Annotated in this window: 16 protein-coding genes and 2 pseudogenes; 7 read left to right on the top strand and 11 right to left on the bottom strand. The window is 73.2% G+C overall.

What is annotated here, in order from left to right:
- The 3 genes and pseudogenes from AB0M92_RS15220 to lgt all read left to right on the top strand — a co-directional run.
- Window positions 1–98, top strand: a pseudogene (locus tag AB0M92_RS15220) (tryptophan synthase subunit alpha); the annotation flags it as partial.
- Between the two features lie 126 nt (window positions 99–224).
- Window positions 225–1,016: pseudogene (locus AB0M92_RS15215) on the top strand (thioredoxin domain-containing protein); the annotation flags it as partial.
- A 294-nt stretch (window positions 1,017–1,310) separates the two neighbouring features.
- A complete protein-coding gene (gene lgt / locus AB0M92_RS15210) occupies window positions 1,311–2,354 on the top strand; it encodes a prolipoprotein diacylglyceryl transferase (protein WP_366102578.1) in 1,044 nt (347 codons plus the stop codon).
- 73 nt (window positions 2,355–2,427) lie between these two features.
- Here lgt and AB0M92_RS15205 read toward each other — a convergent pair whose 3' ends face one another.
- From AB0M92_RS15205 to AB0M92_RS15175, 7 genes are read right to left on the bottom strand one after another with little or no spacing between them, the layout of a single operon-like run.
- A complete protein-coding gene (locus AB0M92_RS15205) occupies window positions 2,428–3,249 on the bottom strand; it encodes a CoA ester lyase (protein WP_366102577.1) in 822 nt (273 codons plus the stop codon).
- The gene (locus AB0M92_RS15200; RefSeq protein ID WP_366102576.1) at window positions 3,246–4,478 is read right to left on the bottom strand and encodes a CoA transferase; all 1,233 of its coding nucleotides are present in this window, start codon (window positions 4,476–4,478) and stop codon (window positions 3,246–3,248) included. The genes AB0M92_RS15205 and AB0M92_RS15200 overlap by 4 nt, the downstream gene beginning before the upstream one ends.
- Window positions 4,475–5,488 carry a ribokinase gene (gene rbsK, locus AB0M92_RS15195; RefSeq protein WP_366102575.1) on the bottom strand — a complete coding sequence of 338 codons (1,014 nt, stop codon included), beginning with the start codon at window positions 5,486–5,488 and terminating at the stop codon, window positions 4,475–4,477. The genes AB0M92_RS15200 and rbsK overlap by 4 nt, the downstream gene beginning before the upstream one ends.
- Complete coding sequence (locus AB0M92_RS15190) at window positions 5,485–7,023, bottom strand: ADP-ribosylglycohydrolase family protein (RefSeq protein ID WP_366102574.1); 1,539 nt, start codon at window positions 7,021–7,023, stop codon at window positions 5,485–5,487. Before AB0M92_RS15190 ends, rbsK begins: the two co-directional genes overlap by 4 nt.
- Window positions 7,024–7,051: 28 nt before the next feature.
- Entirely contained in the window at window positions 7,052–8,197 is a 1,146-nt protein-coding gene (locus AB0M92_RS15185; protein WP_366102573.1) for an ADP-ribosylglycohydrolase family protein, read from the bottom strand.
- A gap of 7 nt (window positions 8,198–8,204) precedes the next feature.
- Window positions 8,205–9,467, bottom strand: a complete 1,263-nt coding sequence (locus tag AB0M92_RS15180) for an ADP-ribosylglycohydrolase family protein (RefSeq protein WP_366102572.1) — start codon at window positions 9,465–9,467, stop codon at window positions 8,205–8,207.
- Window positions 9,464–10,450 (bottom strand): ADP-ribosylglycohydrolase family protein, encoded by a 987-nt coding sequence (locus AB0M92_RS15175; protein WP_366102571.1) that lies wholly within the window; start codon window positions 10,448–10,450, stop codon window positions 9,464–9,466. Before AB0M92_RS15175 ends, AB0M92_RS15180 begins: the two co-directional genes overlap by 4 nt.
- 280 nt (window positions 10,451–10,730) lie before the next feature.
- Between AB0M92_RS15175 and AB0M92_RS15170 the strand changes: the two genes are divergently transcribed.
- The 3 genes from AB0M92_RS15170 (at window position 10,731) to AB0M92_RS15160 (ending at window position 17,835) form a co-directional block, all read left to right on the top strand.
- Window positions 10,731–11,462: a VIT1/CCC1 transporter family protein gene (locus tag AB0M92_RS15170; protein WP_366102570.1), complete on the top strand. Its 732-nt coding sequence runs from the start codon at window positions 10,731–10,733 to the stop codon at window positions 11,460–11,462.
- Window positions 11,463–11,747: 285 nt separating this feature from the next.
- On the top strand, window positions 11,748–16,382 hold the full coding sequence (gene gltB, locus AB0M92_RS15165) for a glutamate synthase large subunit (protein WP_366102569.1): 4,635 nt from the start codon (window positions 11,748–11,750) through the stop codon (window positions 16,380–16,382).
- Complete coding sequence (locus AB0M92_RS15160; protein WP_366102568.1) at window positions 16,375–17,835, top strand: glutamate synthase subunit beta; 1,461 nt, start codon at window positions 16,375–16,377, stop codon at window positions 17,833–17,835. Before gltB ends, AB0M92_RS15160 begins: the two co-directional genes overlap by 8 nt.
- Before the next feature lie 121 nt (window positions 17,836–17,956).
- Here AB0M92_RS15160 and AB0M92_RS15155 read toward each other — a convergent pair whose 3' ends face one another.
- The gene (locus AB0M92_RS15155) at window positions 17,957–18,388 is read right to left on the bottom strand and encodes a hypothetical protein (protein WP_366102567.1); all 432 of its coding nucleotides are present in this window, start codon (window positions 18,386–18,388) and stop codon (window positions 17,957–17,959) included.
- Window positions 18,389–18,657: 269 nt separating this feature from the next.
- Here AB0M92_RS15155 and AB0M92_RS15150 point away from each other — a divergent pair, with 269 nt between their 5' ends.
- Window positions 18,658–19,986, top strand: a complete 1,329-nt coding sequence (locus AB0M92_RS15150) for a glycoside hydrolase domain-containing protein (protein ID WP_366102566.1) — start codon at window positions 18,658–18,660, stop codon at window positions 19,984–19,986.
- Here AB0M92_RS15150 and AB0M92_RS15145 read toward each other — a convergent pair.
- The 3 genes from AB0M92_RS15145 to AB0M92_RS15135 are packed head-to-tail and all read right to left on the bottom strand — an operon-like array spanning window position 19,979 to window position 21,863.
- Window positions 19,979–20,491, bottom strand: coding sequence for a pyridoxamine 5'-phosphate oxidase family protein (locus tag AB0M92_RS15145; protein WP_366102565.1), 513 nt, complete (start codon window positions 20,489–20,491; stop codon window positions 19,979–19,981). The genes AB0M92_RS15150 and AB0M92_RS15145 overlap by 8 nt on opposite strands.
- Window positions 20,492–20,527: 36 nt before the next feature.
- Entirely contained in the window at window positions 20,528–21,256 is a 729-nt protein-coding gene (locus tag AB0M92_RS15140) for a VWA domain-containing protein (RefSeq protein WP_366102564.1), read from the bottom strand.
- 10 nt (window positions 21,257–21,266) lie between these two features.
- On the bottom strand, window positions 21,267–21,863 hold the full coding sequence (locus tag AB0M92_RS15135) for a PadR family transcriptional regulator (RefSeq protein ID WP_366102563.1): 597 nt from the start codon (window positions 21,861–21,863) through the stop codon (window positions 21,267–21,269).
- Window positions 21,864–21,960: the final 97 nt, after the last annotated feature.

The raw sequence follows: 21,960 nt of genomic DNA, 5'->3' as shown, positions 1-21,960 counted from the left end.
TCGTCAAACTGCTCCTCGACGCACCCGACCAGGCAGCCGGCCTGACCGCCGTCAAGGCACTCGCCGGCGAACTCGCCGAAGGCATCCGCAGGGGCTGACGGGCTCGCGGGCGGACGCAGGCGTTCGATCGGCGCCGCGAACCCCTGAGCGGGTTCTGTAGTCCGATCGGGTGGAAGTGGGAGCGGGGAGGCACGCGAGTGCCTCCCCGCTTCGTTTGGCCGAACGTGAGCGAGAAGAACGACGGTGTGAACCGCGAAGCGAAACGATCGGCCCGCGAGCGGCTCCAGGTGGAGCGCGAGCGAGAGAAGAAGAGGGAGAAGCGGCGGCGGACCCTCATCGTCGCGTCGGCCGTGGTCGGCGTCCTCGGCCTGGCGGCCGTCGTCGGCCTGATCGCGGCCAACACCAACAAGGGCGACAAGTCCGAGGCCGCGGGCCCGGTGAGCGCCCCCTCTGGGGCCACCGGCAAGGACGCGCTCGCCATCCAGGCCGGCAAGCCGGAGGCCAAGTCCACGCTGACGGTGTGGGAGGACTTCCGCTGCCCCGCGTGCAAGGCCTTCGAGACCAACTACCGGGACACGATCCACGAGCTGGAGGCCAAGGGGCTGCTCAAGGTCGACTACCACCTGGTCACCCTGATCGACGGGAACATGGGAGGCAGCGGGTCACTGAAGGGCGCCAACGCGGCCGCCTGCGCGCAGGACGCCGGGAAGTTCTCCGCGTACCACGACGTCCTGTTCGAGAACCAGCCGCAGGAGACGGACGACGCGTACGGGAAGAACGCGAAGCTGCTGGAGCTGGCGGGCAAGGTGGACGGGCTGGTCACTCCCGAGTTCCGCAAGTGCGTCGAGGACGGGACGCACAACAGCTGGGTGAACAAGTCCTACGAGGCCTTCCGCGCCGGGAAGTTCCGGGGCACCCCGGCCGTGCTGCTGAACGGCAAGGACATCTTCGCCGACCAGGCCAACCCGGTGACCCCGCAGAAGCTCAAGGAGCAGGTCGAGGCCGCCGCGAAGGGCAGTGGCGGGAACGCCCCGGCTTCGCCGTCCGCCTCGCCCTCGGCTTCGCACTCCGCCTCGCACTCCGCCTCGCCGAGCACCGCGGCGAAGGGGTCGAAGAACTCGGGGTCCGCCTCGTCCTCCGCCTCCTCCTCGGCCGTGGCGAAGTCCTCCTCCACCGCGGCGGGCTCACGGACCGGCTCGGCCGGGGTCGAGAAGGGGTCCGGCGAGGACTGATCCCCCGTCTCGATTTGGCGCCAGGTTGCCGGGCGGGTTGCGGTCCGTACCGCCCGGCAGGGTAGCGTCGGCTCTGCCATGAACCTTGCCTATATCCCCAGCCCCTCGACCGGCGTGGTCCATCTCGGACCGATCCCGCTGCGCGGCTACGCGTTCTGCATCATCATCGGCGTCTTCGTCGCCGTCTGGCTCGGCAACAAGCGGTGGATCGCGCGCGGCGGAAAGCCGGGCACGGTTGCGGACATCGCCGTGTGGGCCGTGCCGTTCGGTCTGGTCGGCGGTCGCCTCTACCACGTGATCACCGACTACCAGCTGTACTTCGGCGAGGGCCGCAACTGGGTCGACGCCTTCAAGATCTGGGAGGGCGGCCTCGGCATCTGGGGCGCGATCGCGCTGGGCGCGGTGGGCGCCTGGATCGGCTGCCGCCTGCGCGGGATCCCGCTGCCGGCCTGGGCCGACGCCCTGGCCCCCGGTATCGCCCTGGCCCAGGCCTGCGGCCGCTGGGGCAACTGGTTCAACCAGGAGCTGTACGGGCGGGCCACCGACCTGCCCTGGGCGGTCGAGATCAGCGACGGTCCCAACCGGGTCGCCGGGACCTACCACCCCACCTTCCTGTACGAGTCGCTGTGGTGCCTCGGCGTCGCCGCGCTCGTGATCTGGGCCGACCGCCGCTTCAAGCTCGGACACGGCCGGGCGTTCGCCCTGTACGTCGCCGCGTACTGCGTGGGCCGCGGCTGGATCGAGTACATGCGGGTCGACGAGGCCCACCACATCCTCGGTGTCCGGCTGAACGTGTGGACCTCGATCCTGGTCTTCGTCCTGGCCGTGGTCTACCTTGTGCTGTCGGCGAAGCTGCGCCCGGGCCGCGAGGAGGTCGTGGAGCCGGACCGCGGGCCCGCGGCTTCCGACCCCGCGACCAAGGACGAGGCGAAGGACCCCGTGGACGGGGAGTCCGAGCCGAAGGCCGCTGCCGAGGGCGGGGCCGAAAACGCTGCCGAGGCCGGGACGGCGGCCGACGCGAAGGCCGGGACCGTGGCGAAGAGCGACGCCGAGGCCGAGGACGCGCCCGAGGACGCCGTGACGGCGGACGCGGAGCCGCCGAAGACCGCCAAGAAGCTCTGACCGGGTCTTCCGGACGGAACGGGAGGGGCGCCGCGCACACCGCGCGGCGCCCCTCCCGTCGTCCGTCCGGAAGTCACGAGAGGACGGGGGACTCCCGCCGGGCCAGGGCCACGACCCGTTCCGCGCCCGCCAGCACCGCCGGGTCCACGAAGCGGCCGTCCGGCAGGGCCACCGCCCCCGGGGTGCGGCGGGCCGCCGCCACGATCTCCTGGGCTGCGGTGACCTCCGCCGGTCCGGGCAGGTAGGCCCGCTCGATCACCGGCAACTGGCGCGGGTGGATCGCCGCCCGGCCGAGGAGACCCAGCGCCCGGCCGCGCGTGCAGGAGACGGCCAGCGCCTCCAGGTCCCGGATGTCGGGGAAGACCGACTGCGCGGGCGGGGCCAGCCCGGCAGCCCGGGCCGCGATCACCACGCGGGAGCGCGGCCAGTCCAGCCCCGCCTCCGCACTGATGCCCAGATCGGCCCCGAGGTCCGCCTCGCCGAGGGAGAGCCCGCGCAGGGCGGGGTGCGCACGGGCGATCTCGTACGCGCGCTCCACGCCCAGCGCCGACTCCAGCATGGCGTGCAGGGCCACCCCGCCCGTGCGGTCGGCCACCGCGGCGATCTGCTCCGGGGCCGTGATCTTCGGCAGCCGGAGCCCCGCGAGGCCGTGCAGCCCGGTCAGGGCGGTGAGGTCGGCGCCGGCCCAGGGGGAGTCCAGGGCGTTGACGCGGACGAACACCGGGACCGGGGGCCGCTCGGTCAGCCGCTCCGCGGTGGCGGCGCGGGCGTACTCCTTGCGGGAGGCCGACACCGCGTCCTCCAGGTCGACGATGACGGCGTCGGCCCCGGAGTGCAGGGCCTTGGCGACCACCTCCGGGCGGTCGCCCGGTACGTAGAGCCAGGTCAGGATCACAGGGCCCCCTCCATCCGGAGTGCGCTGATCTCGGTCTCGGACAGACCGAGTTCGGTGAGTACGGCTTCGGTGTCCGCGCCGTGCGGGCGGCCGGCCCAGCGGATCCTGCCGGGGGTCCCGGACAGCCGGAACAGGACGTTCTGCATCCGGAGCGGTCCCAGTTCGGGATCCTCGACCTCGGTGACGGTGTCCAGCGCGGCGAACTGCGGATCGGCCATGACGTCCCGTACGTCGTAGACCAGGGCCACGGCGGCCTCGGCCCCCTCGAAGGCGGCGACCACGTCGTCGGCCTTGTGGCGGCCGATCCAGCCGCCGACCGCCTCGTCGAGGACGGGCGCGTGCGCGGCGCGGCCGGAGCCGCTCGCGAACCAGGGCTCGGCGATCAGCTCGGGCCGCCCGACGAGCCGCATCACGCGCTCCGCGATGGACTGGGCCGAGGTGGAGACCGCCAGCCAGCGGCCGTCGGCGCTGCGATAGGTGTTGCGGGGGGCGTTGTTGGTGGAGCGGTTGCCGGTGCGCGGCTGGACGTAGCCGAGCTGGTCGTACCAGAGCGGGTGCGGGCCCAGCACGGTCAGGATCGGCTCGATGATGGCCAGGTCCACCACCTGGCCGCGGCCGGTGCGCTCACGCCCGGCGAGCGCGGTCATCACGGCGTACGCGGTGGTCAGCGCGGCGATGGAGTCGGCGAGGCCGAAGGGCGGCAGGGTCGGTGGGCCGTCGGGCTCCCCGGTGATCGCGGCGAAGCCGCTCATCGCCTCCGCGAGGGTGCCGAAGCCGGGGCGGCGGGCGTACGGGCCCTGCTGGCCGAAGGCCGTGACGCGGGCCAGGACCAGCCGCGGGTTGGCGGCGGACAGCTCGGGCCAGCCCAGGCCCCACTTCTCCAGGGTGCCCGGGCGGAAGTTCTCGATGACCACGTCGGCGGTGGCGGCCAGCCGCAGCAGGGTCTCCCGCCCGCCCGGGGTGGACAGGTCGAGGGTCATCGTCCGCTTGTTCCGGCCGAGCAGCTTCCACCACAGGCCGATGCCGTCCTTGGCGGGGCCGTGGCCGCGTGAGGGGTCGGGGCGCACGGGATGCTCCACCTTGACCACGTCGGCACCGAAATCGCCGAGCAGGGTGGCGGCGAGCGGCCCGGCGAAGAGGGTCGCGAGGTCCAGGACGCGCAGCCCGTCGAGGGGTCCGCCGGTGGCGGCCGCGCCGGGGGAGGGCCGTGTCGCTTCGGCAGGGGTCACGAGGCGGCTCCCGCAGCCGGTTCGCCGGTGAGGTCGCTGCGGGGACCGGTGCCGGTCCCCGCACTGGACGTGGACGCGGACGTGGACGCGGACGTGGACGCGGACGTGGACGCGGACGTGGACGCGGCGAAGGCGTCCGTCTCGGTGCGCGTCGGCATCGAGTCCTGCGCGCCGGGCCGCTGGACGGAGAGCGCGGCCGCCGCCGAGGCCCAGTGCAGCGCCTCCGGCATCGCGCGTCCCTCCCCGAGGGCCACGGCGAGGGCCCCCGCGAAGGTGTCCCCGGCGGCCGTGGTGTCCACCGCCCGCACCGGCAGGGCCGGCACCGCCAGCGGCTCCCGCCCCCGCGCCGCGTACAGCACCCCGGCGGAGCCCAGGGTGAGCACCACCTCCGGCACCTCGCGCAGCAGCGCCTCGGCGGCTCCCCGGGGGTCGGTGAAGCCGGTCAGGGCCGCCGCCTCGTGCTCGTTGGGCACCAGGAGGTCCACCAGCTCCAGCAGTTCGCGCGGCAGCGGGCGGGCCGGGGCCGGGGTGAGGACCGTACGGACCCCCTGGGCGCGGGCGGCCGCGGCCCCCGCGAGGACGGCCTCCACGGGGAGTTCGAGCTGGAGCAGCAGGAGGTCGGCGGCGCCGATCCGGGCCGCGTCGCCCGCCTCCAGCCCGGTGACGGAGCCGTTGGCGCCGGGGATGACGATGATGCTGTTGGCGCCCTCGTCGTCGACGGTGATGTGCGCGGTGCCGCTGGCGCCCCCGACGGTGCGCAGGGCCGCCGTCTCGACCCCGGCCGCGGTGAGCGCGGAGCGCAGCCGTACGCCGAACTCGTCGGCGCCGACCGCGCCGATCATCACCACCTCCGCGCCGCTGCGGGCGGCGGCGACGGCCTGGTTGGCGCCTTTGCCGCCGGGGACGGTGCGGAACGCGCGGCCGGTGACGGTCTCCCCGAGGCGGGGGGCCCTGGGGACGTAGGCGACGAGGTCCATGTTGGTACTGCCGAGCACGGCGATGGCCGTCATGGGCGGGCTGCCTCCTGTGCGGTGAGGTGGGCGAGGGTGTCGAAGCCGATGCCGTCGAAGCCGGGGACGGTGGTGGCGAGGCGGTTCTTGAGCGGTGCGGACCAGCGGTGCGGGACGCCGTCCGGGTCGACGAGCGCGGCCAGCGAGCCGGCGGTGGCGCCGTTGGAGTCGGTGTCCCAACCGCCGGAGACCGCGCGGCAGACGGAGCGGGTGAAGTCCCCGTCGGCGTGGGTGAGTGCGGCGGCGATCAGCGCGGTGTTGGGGACGGCGTGGACCCAGTGGTAGTGGCCGTACCGCGCGTGGAGGTCGTCGACGACGCGGTCGAAGTCGGCGTGCCGCCCGGCCGCGGCGACGGCGTGGCGGACGGCCCCGGCGAGGCGCGAGCGGGGCGGTACGACGGCCAGCCCGGCGCGGAGCGCGGTGTGGACGTCGGCCCGGCCGCCGGCGGCCTCCGCGATGGCGGCGGCGGCGAAGAGGGCGGCGTAGAGGCCGTTGCCGGTGTGGGTGAGGGCGGCGTCCCGGTATGCCTGGGCCGCGGCGGCGGCCGGGTCGCCGGGGTGGGTCCAGCCGTGGACGTCGGCCCGGATCAGGGCGCCGATCCACTCGCGGAAGGGGTTGTGGTGGGTGGCGGTGGACGGGGGCTCCAGCCCCTGGAGGAGGTTGCGGTAGGCCAGGCGCTCGGCGGTGAAGGTGCGGCCGGCGGGCAGCTCGTCGAGCCAGAGCCGGCCGACGTCGGCAGTGGTGAAGCGCTTGCCGTGGCGCTGGAGCAGCCGGAGCCCGAGGAGGGGGTAGTTGAGGTCGTCGTCCTCGGGCATGCCGTCGATGTTCTCAGCGAGGGAGGTGCCGGCGGAACGCCGGTTCCAGGGGTGCGCGGCCAGCAGCTCCGCGGGGACGCCGCGCTCGGTGAACCAGTCGTTCAGCGGCCAGTTGCCCGCGGCGCGGGCGAGCGCGCGGATCCCGGTCAGGGGCAGCTTCTCGACGGGCTTGCCGAGCACGCACCCGACGGCCCGCCCGACCCAAGCGGCCTCCAGCCGCCGCAGCAGAGCGGGATCGGGCCCGGGTACGCCGCCCCCGGCCCCCGCGGGCGGGGTCGCTGCCGGGGGCGCGGGCCAGGTGGCGACGATCGAGGGCCAGGGGGTGGGCTCCGCGGCCGCCGAGGGGAGCGGGAGGGCGGCGAGTTCGTCCAGCAGGCGGGTGGCCAGGACGCGCAGCTCCGGCGGGGCCGGAACGCGGGAGGCCCCGGCCCGGTCGGGCGCCGGGTGGCCGCCCGCGGCCAGCCAGACGCGGAGCAGCGGCTCCGCGTCCCGCCCGTCCTCGGAGGCCTGGCGCAGCTCGTGCCCGACGAGGTCCTCGGGCTGAGCCCACGTCAGCCGAACGCCTGCGGCGACGGGCGGCCGGTCGGCCTGCCCGGCCGGTGGTGCGCCGGGCACGGGCACGGGCTCCGCCGGGGCGGACGAACCGGCGTCCGGGGGCCGGGCGGCCGACGGGCCGGGTCCGGGTGCCGGCTTCGGCCGGGCGGCGGGGGTGGGGGTCATCGGGCGGCAGCGGCGGGCGGGGCCGGGGTCACCGGGGGCCGGCGATCGAGGTGAAGGCCGCTTCGTGGACCCGGCGGCGGTCCCGGTCCCGCGTGAAGACCTCGCGGGCCACCGCCGCCAGTGCCGTCGCCGGGGCGTACAGGTCGAGGCGGCTGGCCTCGGCGACCTCCTTGGCCCAGGCCGGCGGGACCGCCGAGACGCCCGCCAGGGCTCCGCAGAGCGCCCCGGCCATCGTGGCGATGGAGTCGCAGTCGCGGCCGTAGTTGACGGCGCCGAGCACCGAGCCCTCGTACGCCCCGTCGGCGACGACCAGCATGCCGAGCGCGATCGGCAGTTCCTCGATCGCGTGCAGGCGGGAGGGGCGGCGGGCGCCGAGCGAGGGGGAGCGGTAGTCCGGGCCGACCGAGTCGTACGGGGCCACCGCCGCGCGCAGCGGGGCCAGGGCGGATTCGAAGTCCCGGTGGCGCGAGGCCGCTTCGCACACCGCGGCGATCGCCTCCCGGGTGCCGTCCTTGGCCAGGGCCAGAGCCGTGTCCACCACCGAGGACGCCGTCGCCCCCGGCCGGCAGGCCGCCGCCACCGAGGCCGCGAAGACGCCCGCCGCCTCCCGCCCGTACGAGGACTGGTGCGCCCCGGCGATGTCCAGGGCCTCCGCGTAGGCACCCGCAGGATTGCCCGCGTTGACGATGCCCACCGGCGCCATGTACATCGCCGCCCCGCAGTTGACGATGTTGCCGCTGCCCGCCTCCCGGGGGTCGACGTGCCCGTAGTGCAGGCGGCTCACGATCCACTTCTCCGCGAGGAAGATCCGCTGCAAGGGCAGGGCCCGCGCCTCCAGTTCGGGGATCCAGCGCGGGTTCGTCATCAGGTCGGGGACCAGGTGCTCGGCGACCGCGTACGCGTCGAGGTGGTCCCGCACGGCCTCGTAGACCCGTACCAGCGCGTGCGTCATGAGGGTGTCGTCGGTGACGTGGCCGTCGCCCTTGTGGTACGGCGCGATGGGGCGGGCCGTACGCCAGTCCTCGTGCCAGGGGCCGACGACGCCGTGCACGCGGCCGCCGTGCCGTTCCACGATCTGGTCCGGGGACCAGCCCTCCACCGGGCCGCCGAGCGCGTCGCCGACGGCGGCCCCGACGAGGCAGCCGGCCGCCCGGTCTTCGAGAGTGAGCGTCATGTCCGAATCATCCCTTGGGTGAGGTGAGTTCCGTACGAGCGAGCAGCGCGGCGAGTTCGACGAGGTCGGTCCCGGCGAGGCGGGGGAGGGCGCAGCCGGAGAGGGTGCGGCAGGCCTCGCGCCACGCGGCGGGGATCGAGTCGCCGCCGCCGAGAGCGCCCGTGAGCGCGCCGGCGAGGGCGGGGGCGGAGTCCGCGACGCGCGACAGGCAGGCGGCGGCCGGTACGGCCTCGGCCGCCCGGCCGTGGGCGGCGGTGGCGAGGGCGAGGGCGACGGGCACGGTCTCGGCGGCGGCGATGCCGTAGCTGTAGACGTGGTCCACGATCTCGTGTTCGAGGGTGGGGACGATGGCGAAGGCCCCGCCCTCGGGGTGCACGCGGGCCAGCTTGACGGCGTGGCGGGCGTTGCGGCCGATCTCGGTGGCCTCGGGGAGCCGGTCGAGAGCGGCGTCCACGGCGGTGTCGGTGTCCGCGCCGGCGAGGGCGGCCGCGATGGCGGCGGCCATGGCGCGGGCGCCGTGGACCCCGTCGCCGTCCTGGGTGTAGCGGGCGTCGAACTCGGCGAGGTCGGCGGCGGCCGCCGGGTCTCCGGGGTGGACGACGGCGAGGACGCAGGCGCGCACGCAGGCGGCGTCGTCGAAGTAGTGCGGGTTGTCGTGGCCGGTGGCGGGCGGGCGCAGGCCGGCGGCGAGGTTGCCGAGACCGGCCCGTACGGAGATGCGGGCGCGCAGGGGCAGCACGGCGGACTCCACCTCGGGCGCGCGCTCCGCCGCCGCGGCGATCTCGCTGGCCAGGGCGTTCCAGGCGAGGTCGATGGCGGCCCGCATACGGCGGGACCGGCTGAGGTCGCTGAGCAGCGCGCCGGCCGCGGTGAGCACGGATTCGGCGGCGAAGGCGGCCCATTCGGCGTCGTCGGAGGGGCCGAGGCGCAGGGGTTCCGGGGGCTGGTTGAGGGCGATGGGGACGGGCAGGGTGGTGGTCTGGTTGTGCTCGGCGAAGGTGTCGAGCTCGCGGGTGAGGCGGCGGGTCCACTCGGGCATGCGGCTGGCGCGGTGGCGGGCGGCGGGCCACCCGGCCGCGTCGCCCGCGGCGAGCCCGAGCAGCAAGCCCTCGATCCGCCGGATCCCGGCGGGGGGCCGGGGAACCTCCGCGGCGCCGGCAAGGGTCTGGGGGCTGCGGGCCCGCGCGGCCTCCGCGGGCGCGGTACGCACCTGTGCGACCGGCGCGGTGTCGACCGCCGGCAGGTTCGGGGGGACGGCGGGGGGCGTCATCGGGCGTCCTCGGATTCCGGAGTGAGGAGGTCCGCGATGTCCAGGACGTGGTGGCCGCGCATCGAGGGGAGGCAGCTGCCGCGGACCGGGCCGATGGCCTTGGCCCACTCCTCGGGGATCGCGTCGACGCCCGACAGCGCGCCGGCAAGGGCGCCCGCCACCGCCGCCGTGGTGTCGGCGTCGCGGCCCATGTTCACCGCCGTCAGGACCGAGGTGACGAAGTCGCCGCCGCATGAGGCGAAGGCCCCGAACGCCAGGCCCACGGCCTCGGGGGCCAGGTCCGTCCACGGGTAGCCGCCGATCACCACCGCGGAGCGCACGGCCCGTTCGCCGCGCGGGGCCGCCGTCACCGCGCGGCGCAGGGAGCGGGCCGTCCAGGAGTCGGACGGGATCACGGACAGGGCCGCGGAGACGACGGAGGCGGGCGAGCCGCCGGCCATCGCCGCCGCCACCCCGGCCGCGACCGCCTGGCCGCCGTAGATGCCCTCGCCGTCGTGGCTGACGGAGCCGTCGATGGCGACGAGCCGCGCGGCTTCCGCCGGGCGGCCCGCCGCGAAGACGCCGAAGGGGGCCGCCCGCATGGCCAGCCCGTCCGACCAGGCGTGCCGGTGCTGGGCCGAGATGGGGGCGGCCAGGCCCCGGCGGAGGTTCTCCAGCGTGCCGCGCTCGCTGAATCCCGCCCCGCGGAAGGGCCCCTCGTCGAGGTCGGCGATCCAGTGGTGCCAGGCCCGCTCGACGTGGGAGACGGTCAGCGCCGACCCGTGGCGGGCCAGCAGCAGCCCCGAGAAGATCGCGTACTCGGTGTCGTCGGTGCCCGCCGGATCGTCCGAGACGAACCCCTCGATGCGACCCCATTTCGCGCGGATCTCCGAGGGCTTCATGTTCTCGGCGGGGGCGCCGAGCGCGTCACCCGTCGCGAGGCCGAGAAGAGCGCCCCTGGCCCGTTCGAGGAGGACCTGCGGATTGCATGCAATCAGCTTCATCGGCTCCATGGCGCGCCTCTCCCACTGTGGATGGGGCTCATCATGAGCCCTTGGGGGATTTGTGCCATGGCATGTGGTTTGTCGGTTGTCGCAAAACACCCCGCCCAGGCCCCCGTCACCCGGTCGCCGACCCGCGAAACCCCAGGTAAGTACGGCCTTCCTTGCTGGCGGGCGAAGGAAATCGTGCGTAGTTTCGAGGTGTTCCGGGGGTGTGGGTGCCTGCGCGTCGCGCATGGCGTGGTTCCGCGTACCCGCTCGTACAAAAGGGGAGGAATCTGTCATGTCCATCATCGACATCGAAGCACCGCTGCACACCGCGCACCGCGACAACCACACCCACCGCGACGTCAACGGCGGATGGCTGCGCCCGGCCGTGTTCGGTGCGATGGACGGACTCGTCTCCAACCTCGCGCTGATGACCGGCGTGGCCGGCGGCGCCGTCGCCCCGCAGACCGTCGTGATCACCGGGCTGGCCGGCCTCGCGGCCGGAGCCTTCTCGATGGCGGCCGGCGAGTACACCTCCGTCGCCTCGCAGCGCGAGCTCGTCCTCGCCGAACTCGACATAGAGCGGCAGCAGTTGCGCAAGCACCCCGTCGACGAGATGGAGGAGCTGGCCGAGCTGTACGTATCGCGCGGGGTCGAGCCGATGCTCGCCCGCGAGGTGGCCATGCAGCTGTCCCGGGACCCCGAGCAGGCGCTGGAGATCCATGCGCGCGAGGAGCTCGGGATCGACCCCGACGACCTGCCGTCGCCGGTGGTCGCCGCCGTGTCCTCCTTCGGTTCGTTCGCGCTGGGCGCGCTGCTGCCCGTACTGCCGTACCTGCTCGGGGCCACGTCCCTGTGGCCGGCGGTGCTGCTCGCGCTGGTGGGGCTCTTCGCCTGCGGCGCGGTCGTCTCCCGGGTCACCGCGCGCAGCTGGTGGTACAGCGGCCTGCGGCAGCTCGTGCTGGGCGGCGCGGCCGCGGGTGTGACGTACGTCCTGGGAACCTGGATCGGCGGAGCCGTAGGCTGACCGCGCAAGCAGTGAGACACTATGCAGCCCGTGGCATAAGTAGTCCGTTACCCGGCGGTTTCGATCCCGTGCCCGCCGGGCATCAGACCAGGGCGCCGCGCGCCGGGCAATGATGCCCGTCCGCTGCGGAGTCTCCACTTTCTGCTGCGTGCAGTGTCCGCATGGTGAAACGACATATCCGCTTCTCGGGATCGCAGTCATCATGTAACCTGCACGAAATTTCGCAGAGGGCCAACGTCGTCCCTCGGCTATGACACATATGCCGCTACGACGACGGGAGAGCCGATGCGTTCCGCATCCACGCACTCCGCGACCGGCCTCAGCACCACCGCCTGGTCGCCCATGGACGGTCGCCCCGCCCCCCAGGGCATGTACGACCCGCGCAACGAGCACGACGCCTGCGGCGTCGGCTTTGTGGCCAACCTCAGCGGCGAGGCCAGCCACACGCTGGTCGAGCAGGCGCTGACCGTATTGCGGAACCTTGAGCACCGAGGCGCCACCGGATCCGAGCCCGACTCGGGCGACGGCGCCGGAATCCTCTCCCAGGTCCCCGACGCGTTCCTGCGCGAGGTGGCCGGATTCGAGCTCCCCGAGGCCGGCGCGTACGCCGTCGGCATCGCCTTCCTCCCCGCCGACGGCACCGCACAGGCCGTCGCCGTGGAGCAGATCGAGGCCATCGCCGCCGAGGAGAACCTCACGGTCCTCGGCTGGCGCGAGGTCCCGGTCACCCCGGACCTGCTCGGCAACGGCGCCCGCGCCACCATGCCCGCCTTCTCGCAGCTGTTCGTCTCCGGGGGCACCCCCCGGACGGGGTCCGCGGCAGGGGCGAGCGGCATCGAGCTGGACCGGAAGGCGTTCGTGCTGCGCAAGCGCGCCGAGCGCGAGGCCGGTGTCTACTTCCCGTCGCTCTCCGCCCGCACCATCGTCTACAAGGGCATGCTGACCACCGGCCAGCTGGAGCCCTTCTTCCCGGACCTCTCCGACCGCCGCTTCGCCTCGACGCTGGCGCTGGTCCACTCGCGGTTCTCGACCAACACCTTCCCCTCCTGGCCGCTGGCCCACCCGTACCGCTTCGTCGCGCACAACGGCGAGATCAACACGGTCAAGGGCAACCGCAACTGGATGAAGGCCCGCGAGTCCCAGCTGGCCTCCGACGCCTTCGGCGACGGCGCGCTGGAGCGGATCTTCCCGATCTGCACCCCGGACGCCTCCGACTCGGCCTCCTTCGACGAGGTCCTGGAGCTCCTGCACCTCGGCGGCCGCTCGCTGCCCCACGCCGTGCTGATGATGATCCCGGAGGCGTGGGAGAACCACACCTCCATGGACCCGGCCCGCCGCGCCTTCTACCAGTACCACTCCACGCTGATGGAGCCCTGGGACGGCCCGGCCTGCGTCACCTTCACCGACGGCACCCAGGTCGGCGCGGTCCTCGACCGCAACGGTCTGCGCCCCGGCCGCTACTGGGTCACCGACGACGGCCTCGTCGTCCTCTCCTCCGAGGTCGGCGTCCTCGACATCGACCCGGCCAAGGTCGTCCGCAAGGGCCGCCTCCAGCCCGGCAAGATGTTCCTCGTCGACACCGCCCAGAAGCGGATCATCGAGGACGACGAGATCAAGGCCGGACTGGCCGCCGCCGCGCCCTACGCGGACTGGCTGGAGTCCGGCGAGATCGAGCTGACGGACCTGCCCGAGCGCGAGCACATCGTCCACACCCACGCCTCGGTCACCCGCCGCCAGCAGACCTTCGGCTACACCGAGGAAGAGCTGCGCGTCATCCTCGCGCCGATGGCCCGTACCGCCGGCGAGCCGCTCGGCTCCATGGGCACGGACTCCCCGATCGCGGCCCTGTCCGAGCGCCCCCGGCTGCTCTTCGACTACTTCACGCAGCTCTTCGCGCAGGTCACCAACCCGCCGCTGGACGCCATCCGCGAGGAGCTCGTCACCTCGCTGCTGTCCTCGCTGGGCCCGCAGGGCAACCTGCTCGACCCGAACGCCGCGTCCTGCCGCAGCGTCACCCTGCCCTTCCCGGTGATCGACAACGACGAGCTGGCCAAGCTCATCCACGTCAACGCCGACGGCGACATGCCGGGCATGAAGGCCGCCACCCTCTCGGGCCTCTACCGGGTCTCCGGCGGCGGCGAAGCGCTGGCCGCCCGCCTGGAGGAGATCCGCGGCGAGGTCGACGCGGCCATCGCCAACGGCGCCCACCTGATCGTCCTCTCGGACCGCCACTCGGACGCCGAGCACGCGCCGATCCCCTCGCTGCTCCTCACCTCCGCCGTGCACCACCACCTCATCGCCACCAAGCAGCGCACCCAGGTGGGCCTTTTGGTCGAGGCCGGCGACGTCCGCGAGGTCCACCACGTCGCGCTGCTCATCGGCTACGGCGCGGCCGCGGTCAACCCGTACCTCGCCATGGAGTCCGTCGAGGACCTGCTGCGCGCCGGTACGTTCCTGTCCGGCCTGGAGCCGGAGCAGGCCATCAAGAACCTGATCTACGCGCTCGGCAAGGGCGTCCTGAAGGTCATGTCCAAGATGGGCATCTCCACCGTCGCCTCCTACCGCGGCGCCCAGGTCTTCGAGGCCGTCGGCCTGAACGAGGAGTTCGTCGGGGCGTACTTCCAGGGCACCGCCACCAAGATCGGCGGCGCCGGCCTGGACGTCATCGCCAAGGAGGTGGCCGCCCGCCACGCCAAGGCGTACCCGGCCTCCGGCATCGCGGCCACGCACCGCGCGCTGGAGATCGGCGGCGAGTACCAGTGGCGCCGCGAGGGCGAGCCGCACCTGTTCGACCCGGAGACGGTCTTCCGCCTCCAGCACGCCACCCGCAACCGCCGGTACGACATCTTCAAGAAGTACACGGACCGGGTGAACGAGCAGTCCGAGCGCCTCATGACGCTCCGCGGGCTCTTCGGCTTCAAGGGCGCGGAGGAGGGGGGCCGCCCCTCGATCTCCCTCGACGAGGTCGAGTCGGTCGCCGACATCGTCAAGCGCTTCTCCACCGGCGCCATGTCGTACGGCTCCATCTCGCGCGAGGCCCACGAGACCCTCGCCATCGCCATGAACCAGCTGGGCGGCAAGTCCAACACCGGTGAGGGCGGCGAGGACCCGGACCGCCTGTACGACCCGGCGCGGCGCTCGTCGATCAAGCAGGTCGCCTCCGGCCGCTTCGGCGTCACCAGCGAGTACCTGGTCAACGCGGACGACATCCAGATCAAGATGGCGCAGGGTGCCAAGCCCGGCGAGGGCGGCCAGCTGCCCGGCCACAAGGTCTACCCGTGGGTCGCCAAGACCCGGCACTCCACCCCGGGCGTCGGCCTGATCTCCCCGCCGCCGCACCACGACATCTACTCCATCGAGGACCTGGCTCAGCTGATCCACGACCTCAAGAACGCCAACCCGGCCGCGCGCATCCACGTGAAGCTGGTGTCGGAGGTCGGTGTCGGCACCGTCGCCGCGGGTGTCTCCAAGGCCCACGCGGACGTCGTCCTCATCTCCGGCCACGACGGCGGTACGGGCGCCTCCCCGCTGACCTCGCTCAAGCACGCGGGCGGCCCCTGGGAGCTCGGCCTCGCCGAGACCCAGCAGACCCTGCTGCTCAACGGGCTGCGCGACCGCATCGTCGTCCAGACCGACGGCCAGCTCAAGACCGGCCGCGACGTGGTCATCGCCGCGCTGCTCGGCGCCGAGGAGTTCGGTTTCGCGACCGCGCCGCTCGTCGTCTCCGGCTGCGTCATGATGCGCGTCTGCCACCTGGACACCTGCCCGGTCGGCATCGCCACGCAGAACCCGGTCCTGCGCGACCGCTTCTCCGGCAAGGCCGAGTTCGTCGTGAACTTCTTCGAGTTCATCGCCGAGGAGGTCCGGGAGATCCTGGCCGAGCTGGGCTTCCGTACGATCGAGGAGGCCGTCGGCCACGCCGAGCTCCTCGACACCAGCAAGGCCGTCACGCACTGGAAGGCACAGGGCCTCGACCTGGAGCCCCTCTTCCACGTGCCGGCACTGCCCGAGGGCGCGGTCCGCCACGCCCTGATCGAGCAGGACCACGGTCTGGAGAAGGCCCTCGACAACGAGCTGATCAAGCTCGCGGCCGACGCGCTGAACGCCGAGACCGCCGAGACCGCCCAGCCGGTCCGCGCGCAGGTCGCCATACGGAACATCAACCGGACCGTCGGCACCATGCTCGGCCACGAGGTCACGAAGAAGTTCGGCGGTGCGGGCCTGCCCGACAACACCATCGACCTGACCTTCACGGGCAGCGCGGGCCAGTCCTTCGGCGCCTTCCTGCCGCGCGGCGTGACGCTGCGCCTGGAGGGCGACGCCAACGACTACGTCGGCAAGGGCCTGTCGGGCGGCCGGGTCGTGGTCCGCCCGGACCGCGGAGCCGATCACCTCGCCGAGTACTCGACCATCGCCGGCAACACCATCGGCTACGGAGCCACCGGCGGCGAGATGTTCCTGCGCGGCCGCACCGGCGAGCGCTTCTGCGTCCGCAACTCCGGCGCCCTGGTCGTCTCGGAGGGCGTGGGCGACCACGGCTGCGAGTACATGACCGGCGGCAGCGCCGTCGTCCTCGGCGAGACGGGCCGCAACTTCGCGGCCGGCATGTCGGGCGGCGTCGCGTACGTCATCGACCTGGACCCGGCCAACGTCAACGTCGGCAACACCGGGGCCGTCGAGGTCCTCTCGGACACCGACAAGCAGTGGCTGCACGATGTGGTGCGCCGCCACGGGGAGGAGACCGGCTCGACCGTGGCCGCGAAGCTCCTGGCCGACTGGTCCGTTTCCGCGGACCGCTTCAGCAAGATCATCCCGACCACGTACAAGGCAGTGCTCGCCGCCAAGGACGCCGCTGAGCTGGCCGGACTCTCGGAGTCCGAGACCACTGAGAAGATGATGGAGGCGGCGACCCATGGCTGACCCGAAGGGCTTCCTCACCACCCCGCGCGAGACGGCCTGTTCCCGTCCGGTCGCCGACCGGCTGAAGGACTGGAACGAGGTCTACGTTCCGGGCTCGCTGCTCCCGATCATCAGCAAGCAGGCCGGCCGCTGCATGGACTGCGGCATCCCGTTCTGCCACAACGGGTGCCCGCTCGGGAACCTGATCCCGGAGTGGAACGACTTCGCGTACCGCGAGGACTGGTCGGCGGCGTCGGAGCGGCTGCACGCCACGAACAACTTCCCGGAGTTCACGGGCCGGCTGTGCCCCGCTCCGTGCGAGTCGGCGTGCGTGCTCGGCATCAACCAGCCGGCCGTCACGATCAAGAACGTCGAAGTCTCGATCATCGACAAGGCGTGGGACAACGGCAACGTCACCCCGCAGCCGCCGGAGCGGCTGTCCGGCAAGACGGCGGCCGTCATCGGCTCGGGCCCGGCCGGTCTGGCCGCCGCCCAGCAGCTGACCCGGGCCGGCCACACCGTGGTCGTGTACGAGCGCGCGGACCGCATCGGCGGCCTGCTGCGCTACGGCATCCCCGAGTTCAAGATGGAGAAGGTGCACATCAACCGGCGCATCGAGCAGATGCGCGCGGAGGGCACCAAGTTCCGCACCGGCATCGAGATCGGCCGCGACCTGTCCGCGACGGACCTGCGCAAGCGGTTCGACGCCGTCGTCATCGCGGCCGGCGCCACGGTCTCCCGCGACCTCCCGGCCCCGGGGCGCGAGCTGCGCGGCATCCACTTCGCGATGGAGTACCTCCCCCTCGCGAACAAGGTCCAGGAGGGCGACTTCGTGGCTCCGCCGATCACGGCGGAGGGCAAGCACGTGGTCGTCATCGGCGGCGGCGACACGGGCGCGGACTGCGTGGGCACCGCCCACCGCCAGGGTGCGCTCTCGGTGACGCAGCTGGAGATCATGCCGCGTCCCTCGGAGGACCGTCCGACCGGGCAGCCGTGGCCGACCTTCCCCATGCTCTACAAGGTCACCTCGGCGCACGAGGAGGGCGGCGAGCGGATCTACTCCGTCTCCACCACCCACTTCGAGGGCGACGAGGACGGCAACGTCCAGGCGCTGCACCTGGTCGAGGTGGAGTTCAAGGACGGCAAGCTGGAGCAGAAGCCGGGCACCGAGCGGGTCCTCCCGGCCCAGCTGGTCACCCTGGCGATGGGCTTCACGGGCACCGACCAGGCCAACGGCCTGGTGTCCCAGTTCGGCCTGGAGCTGGACGAGCGCGGCAACGTGGCGCGCGACGCCTCGTACGCGACCAACGTGGACGGCGTGTTCGTGGCCGGCGACGCCGGCCGCGGCCAGTCGCTGATCGTCTGGGCGATCGCGGAGGGCCGCTCGGCGGCCCGAGGCGTCGACCGCTACCTGACGGGCAGCAGCACCCTCCCGTACCCCATCAAGCCGACGGACCGCTCCCTGATGGTGTAACCACCATCCCCTCCCTGCGGGGAGGACCCCTCATACGGTCCGTACAACGGTGTGCGGAACTCTGACACAGCGCCCGCCATGTCCCCGACCAGGGATGGCGGGCGCTGTGGCGTTTCCGGGGCTACTCGGGCTGGGTGACCGTGGCGCCCCAGTGGGTGGACGGGGCCGAGGCGGTCACCCAGGCTCCGAAGCCGCCCTGGAGGCCCGTGCCGAGGGGGACGGTGACCCGGGCCGGGCCGGTCTCCGGGCAGTCGACCGTGAAGGGGGCCGGGTCGCGGTCCGGGTGGTCGTCGAGGTGGAAGGCCACCTCGATGGTGCCGCCGCCCGCGCAGCCGAACGTGATGAACGTGTCCAGCCAGGGAGAGAGGCCGCCCGAGACGAAGCCGCTGGAGCCGGCCTGGTCGGCGATCCAGATCAGGCCGTCGGGGCCCGGGTAGCCGATGATCTCGTCATTCGGTGCGGCCTGGGCCGCGCCGCCCGCGAGTGCCAGCGTGAGCGCCGCCGTGAGTGCGATGACTGCGGCGGCCTTGCCGCGCCCGTTCGCCTGATTCATGTGATCCCCCGTGGTGTGTTGGCTGCCTGCCCGTGCCGGCCACGTTAACCGCTGCTGCTGACAACCGACTTGCGCATCTTCTTGACCGTGATCGGCCTCCGGCAAGCCGTCCCGACCGGCCGGCGCCCGTGGTGACGGGCCCGGGCCCGTTTCACTCGTGCAGGTGACCTACGGGGACGGGCCCGGCAGGGGCGGGTTGGGCCGGACGGGTCAACTGGGCTCGGGGCGGGCACAGTTCACGGGGCCGGAGTCTGGTACCCATCTGGATCATGGTCCCCATCCGAACGCTGCTGAGCGGCCTGCTCGGCGCCGCCCTGCTGATTCCCGTCCAGCCCTCCGCCTCCGCCGACGGCGACGCCGACGGTCGGACCGTCGACTACCGGGGGATGCGGGTCACCGTCCCCGGGCAGTGGCGGGTCGTCGACCTGGAGCGGAACCCCGGCGCCTGCCTGCGGCTGGACCTGCCGACCCTGTACCTCGGCCACGCCGGCACGCAGGGCGAATGCAGCGGGCGGGCCGTGCGGCGGCGGGCCGACACCCTGCACCTGGAGCCGCTTCGAGGAGCACCGGCGCGGGCCGACATCCCGACGCTGACGGTGGACGGGCCGGGTGGGATCCCCGCGGCGCAGGGGGACAGCCGCGAGGTGCGGTACGCCCTGCGCGGTGCCGGGGTGATGGCCACCGTCTCGTACGGGGGTGCGTCCGACGCCGTACGGAAGATGCTCGCGCGGGCCGGTGGCCCTGCCGGCGGCACGGCCGACGGCAGGGCCACCGCCCACGGCGCCGCCTCCGCCGATCCGGTATCGGTCGACCCCGCCTCCGCCGTCGCCGGTCCGAAGCCCGTCCGCGCCCAGGAGCCCGTCACCGGCGCCGGGTTCGACACCTGCACCGCCCCGACCCAGGGCGCCATGGACGGCTGGCGCGCCGCGTCGCCCTTCGGCGCCGTCGGCATCTACATCGGCGGCCGGGCCCGGGCCTGTGCCCAGCCGCGGCTCACCGCCGACTGGGTCCGGCGACAGGCGGGCGCCGGCTGGCACCTCATGCCGCTCTGGGTCGGCCCGCAACCCTGGAACAACCCGGCCACCGGCCTGTCCCCCGACCCCTCCCGGGCCAACGACGAGGGCATGGAAGCCGCCGAAGGCGCCGTCCGGGCGGCCCGGTCCCTGGGCCTCGCCGAGGGCGCGGTGCTCTACAACGACCTGGAGAACTACACCGACCGCACCACCTGGGACCCGCCGGTCGTCGCCTACCTGACCGCCTGGACGGTCCGCCTGCACGAGCTCGGCTACCGCGCCGGCGCCTACGTGGCGGCGAGCTCCGGGGCCAAGGCCCTGAGCGAGCACCACGACCAGGCCCCCGAGGCCATGCCCGACGTGCTGTGGGTGGCCTCCTGGAACGGCAAGGCCTCGGTGGCCGACACCGACACGGGCCTGCCCGCCGGCACGCACCGCTGGGCCGGCCGGCGCCGCGCCCACCAGTACCGCGGCGACCACGACGCCACGTACGCCGGGGTCACGATCAACATCGACCGCAGCTGGGTCGACGTGGACCCCGGCACGCTGGGTGGACCCGCCCAGGGGCGCCCCCTCTTCAGCTAGCCGGGTCCTCGCGGGGCGGTTCGTCGTCGTTGCCCCGGCGCAGGGTGTGCAGGCCGTGGGCCGGGGTCCAGGTGCGGACCACCAGGTCGTCGCCGTCGATGCCGGTGTGGACCACCTCCGTCAGGTCAGCGTGGAAGAGGTGGAAGGGGTGCGGGGTCTCCGTCTCCTCCGCGTACCGGTGCAGCTCGGGCGGGTCCAGTTGCTCGATCGCGCGCCCGGAGATCCGTACGTCCCCGTCCGGCATCTCCTCGCCCGCCCCGGGGTTGGTGTGCAGGGCGAAGCGCGGGTCGCGCTGGAGGTCCTTGGCCTTCATCGAGCCCGGCATCATCCCGAGCCACAGCTCGCCGCCGCGGATGTCGACATTCAGCCCGGTCAGCCGCGGGGAGCCGTCCTTGCGCAGCGTGCCGAGGACGTGGTGCGGGTACAGCGCGAAGCGGGCCCGGACGATCTCCGCGAATTCCGGTTCCCGATTCTCGAACGATGCCCAGTTGTTCGTGGTCGTCATACGCCCATCAAAGCGCCTGGCACCCGCACCGGCCGCTCAGGCGCGCACGATGCCGGCCGCGCGGGCCGATGCCAGCCAGGACGGGAACTCCATGACCAGCCGGTCGAACAGCACCGGGTCCGGGACCTCGCGCGGGTCCTGGCCCGCGTGGAAGTAGCCCGCGTTGTCCACCACCCGACGCTCCGGCACCGGTAGTTCGTCCAGCCGCCGCAGGAAGTCGAACTGGGTGCTGCGCGTCCGGCCGAAGCCGACGAACTGCCAGAACAGCGGGAGCCGGGCCGCCTTGCACAGGTACCGTTCCGCCGCCGTCTTGTCGATCGGTCCGCCGTCCGTCTGGAAGACGACCAGCGCCGGATCCGTGGCCCCCGAGTCCAGGTAGTGGTCGATCACCGCCTCCATCGCCGCGTCGTACGCCGTCTTGCCCATGTGGCCCAGGCGGGAGACGATCTCGGCGATGCGCCCCCGGTGCCCGGCGAGCGGTATCTCCTCCACGGCGTCGACCTCGGTCGAGAAGAACACCGCCGGCACGCGGCCGTCGTCGTCGAGGTGGGCCGACAGGCCCAGTACCCGGTCGGCGAAGGCCTGCACGGTGCCGTCCCGGTAGTACGGGCGCATCGACCCCGAATAGTCCAGGACCAGGTACACCGCGGCGCGCACGCCCTCCAGGCCGTGCTTGCGCAGCGAGATCCCGGCGCTCTTGTAGAGGCTCACGAGCGCCGGAGCGGTCGCTTCCATCGTGCGGAGGTCGATCGCGCTGCCCGTCATGGCTCCGAGGCTACGTCAGCCACCGGCCTGCGGGGCCGCGATCCTCCAGGTCCGCGAGATCGTCGAGCATCGCGGCCGCGAGGGCGCCCTCGGAGGCGTAGTAGCGCTCCGCCCACTTGAGCGTGAGCGTCGGGTAGGCCCACGCCGGCTCGTCCGACGCGTCCTCGGCGTCGGCCACCGCGGCCAGTCGCATCTCCTCGGCGAACTCCTGCTGCTTCAGCAGGAGTTCGCGCATCTGGCCGGGCTCCAGCAGGTGCCCCAGCCACAGCCTCAGCATCGGACCGTGTTTGAGGACGGGCGGGTCGACCGGGGTCCCGCGGGCCCATGCGCGTACGGCCGCCATGCCCTCCTCGGTGATCCGGTACACCCGCTTGTCGCGGGCGCCGGTCTCCTGGGCGACCAGCCTCGACGAGGCGTAACCGGCCTTCTCCAGGCGTTTGAGCTCGCTGTAGATCTGGCTGAAGGAGGGGCTCCAGTAGAAGAAGCGCAGCGAGCGGTCCGACCACTTCTTCAGGTCGTAGCCGGAGAGTTCCTCTCCGAAGGAGAGCAGCCCGAGCACCGCCCAGCCGGTCGCCGGGAGCGGGCGCCTGTTCGTCTCGTCTGCCACGCGGCGTAAGTCTACGACCCGGATTCCGGGCCTTCACGTCCATCCTCTCCTTCCCTTCCTTCCTCTCCGTATGACTGATAGGGGTATTTCTATTAGG

Origin of the sequence: Streptomyces sp. NPDC051582 (assembly GCF_040681715.1) — a bacterium.
Classification (GTDB): domain Bacteria; phylum Actinomycetota; class Actinomycetes; order Streptomycetales; family Streptomycetaceae; genus Streptomyces.
Note: the sequence above shows the minus strand (reverse complement) of the source record. Positions and strands in the feature narration are given on the sequence as shown.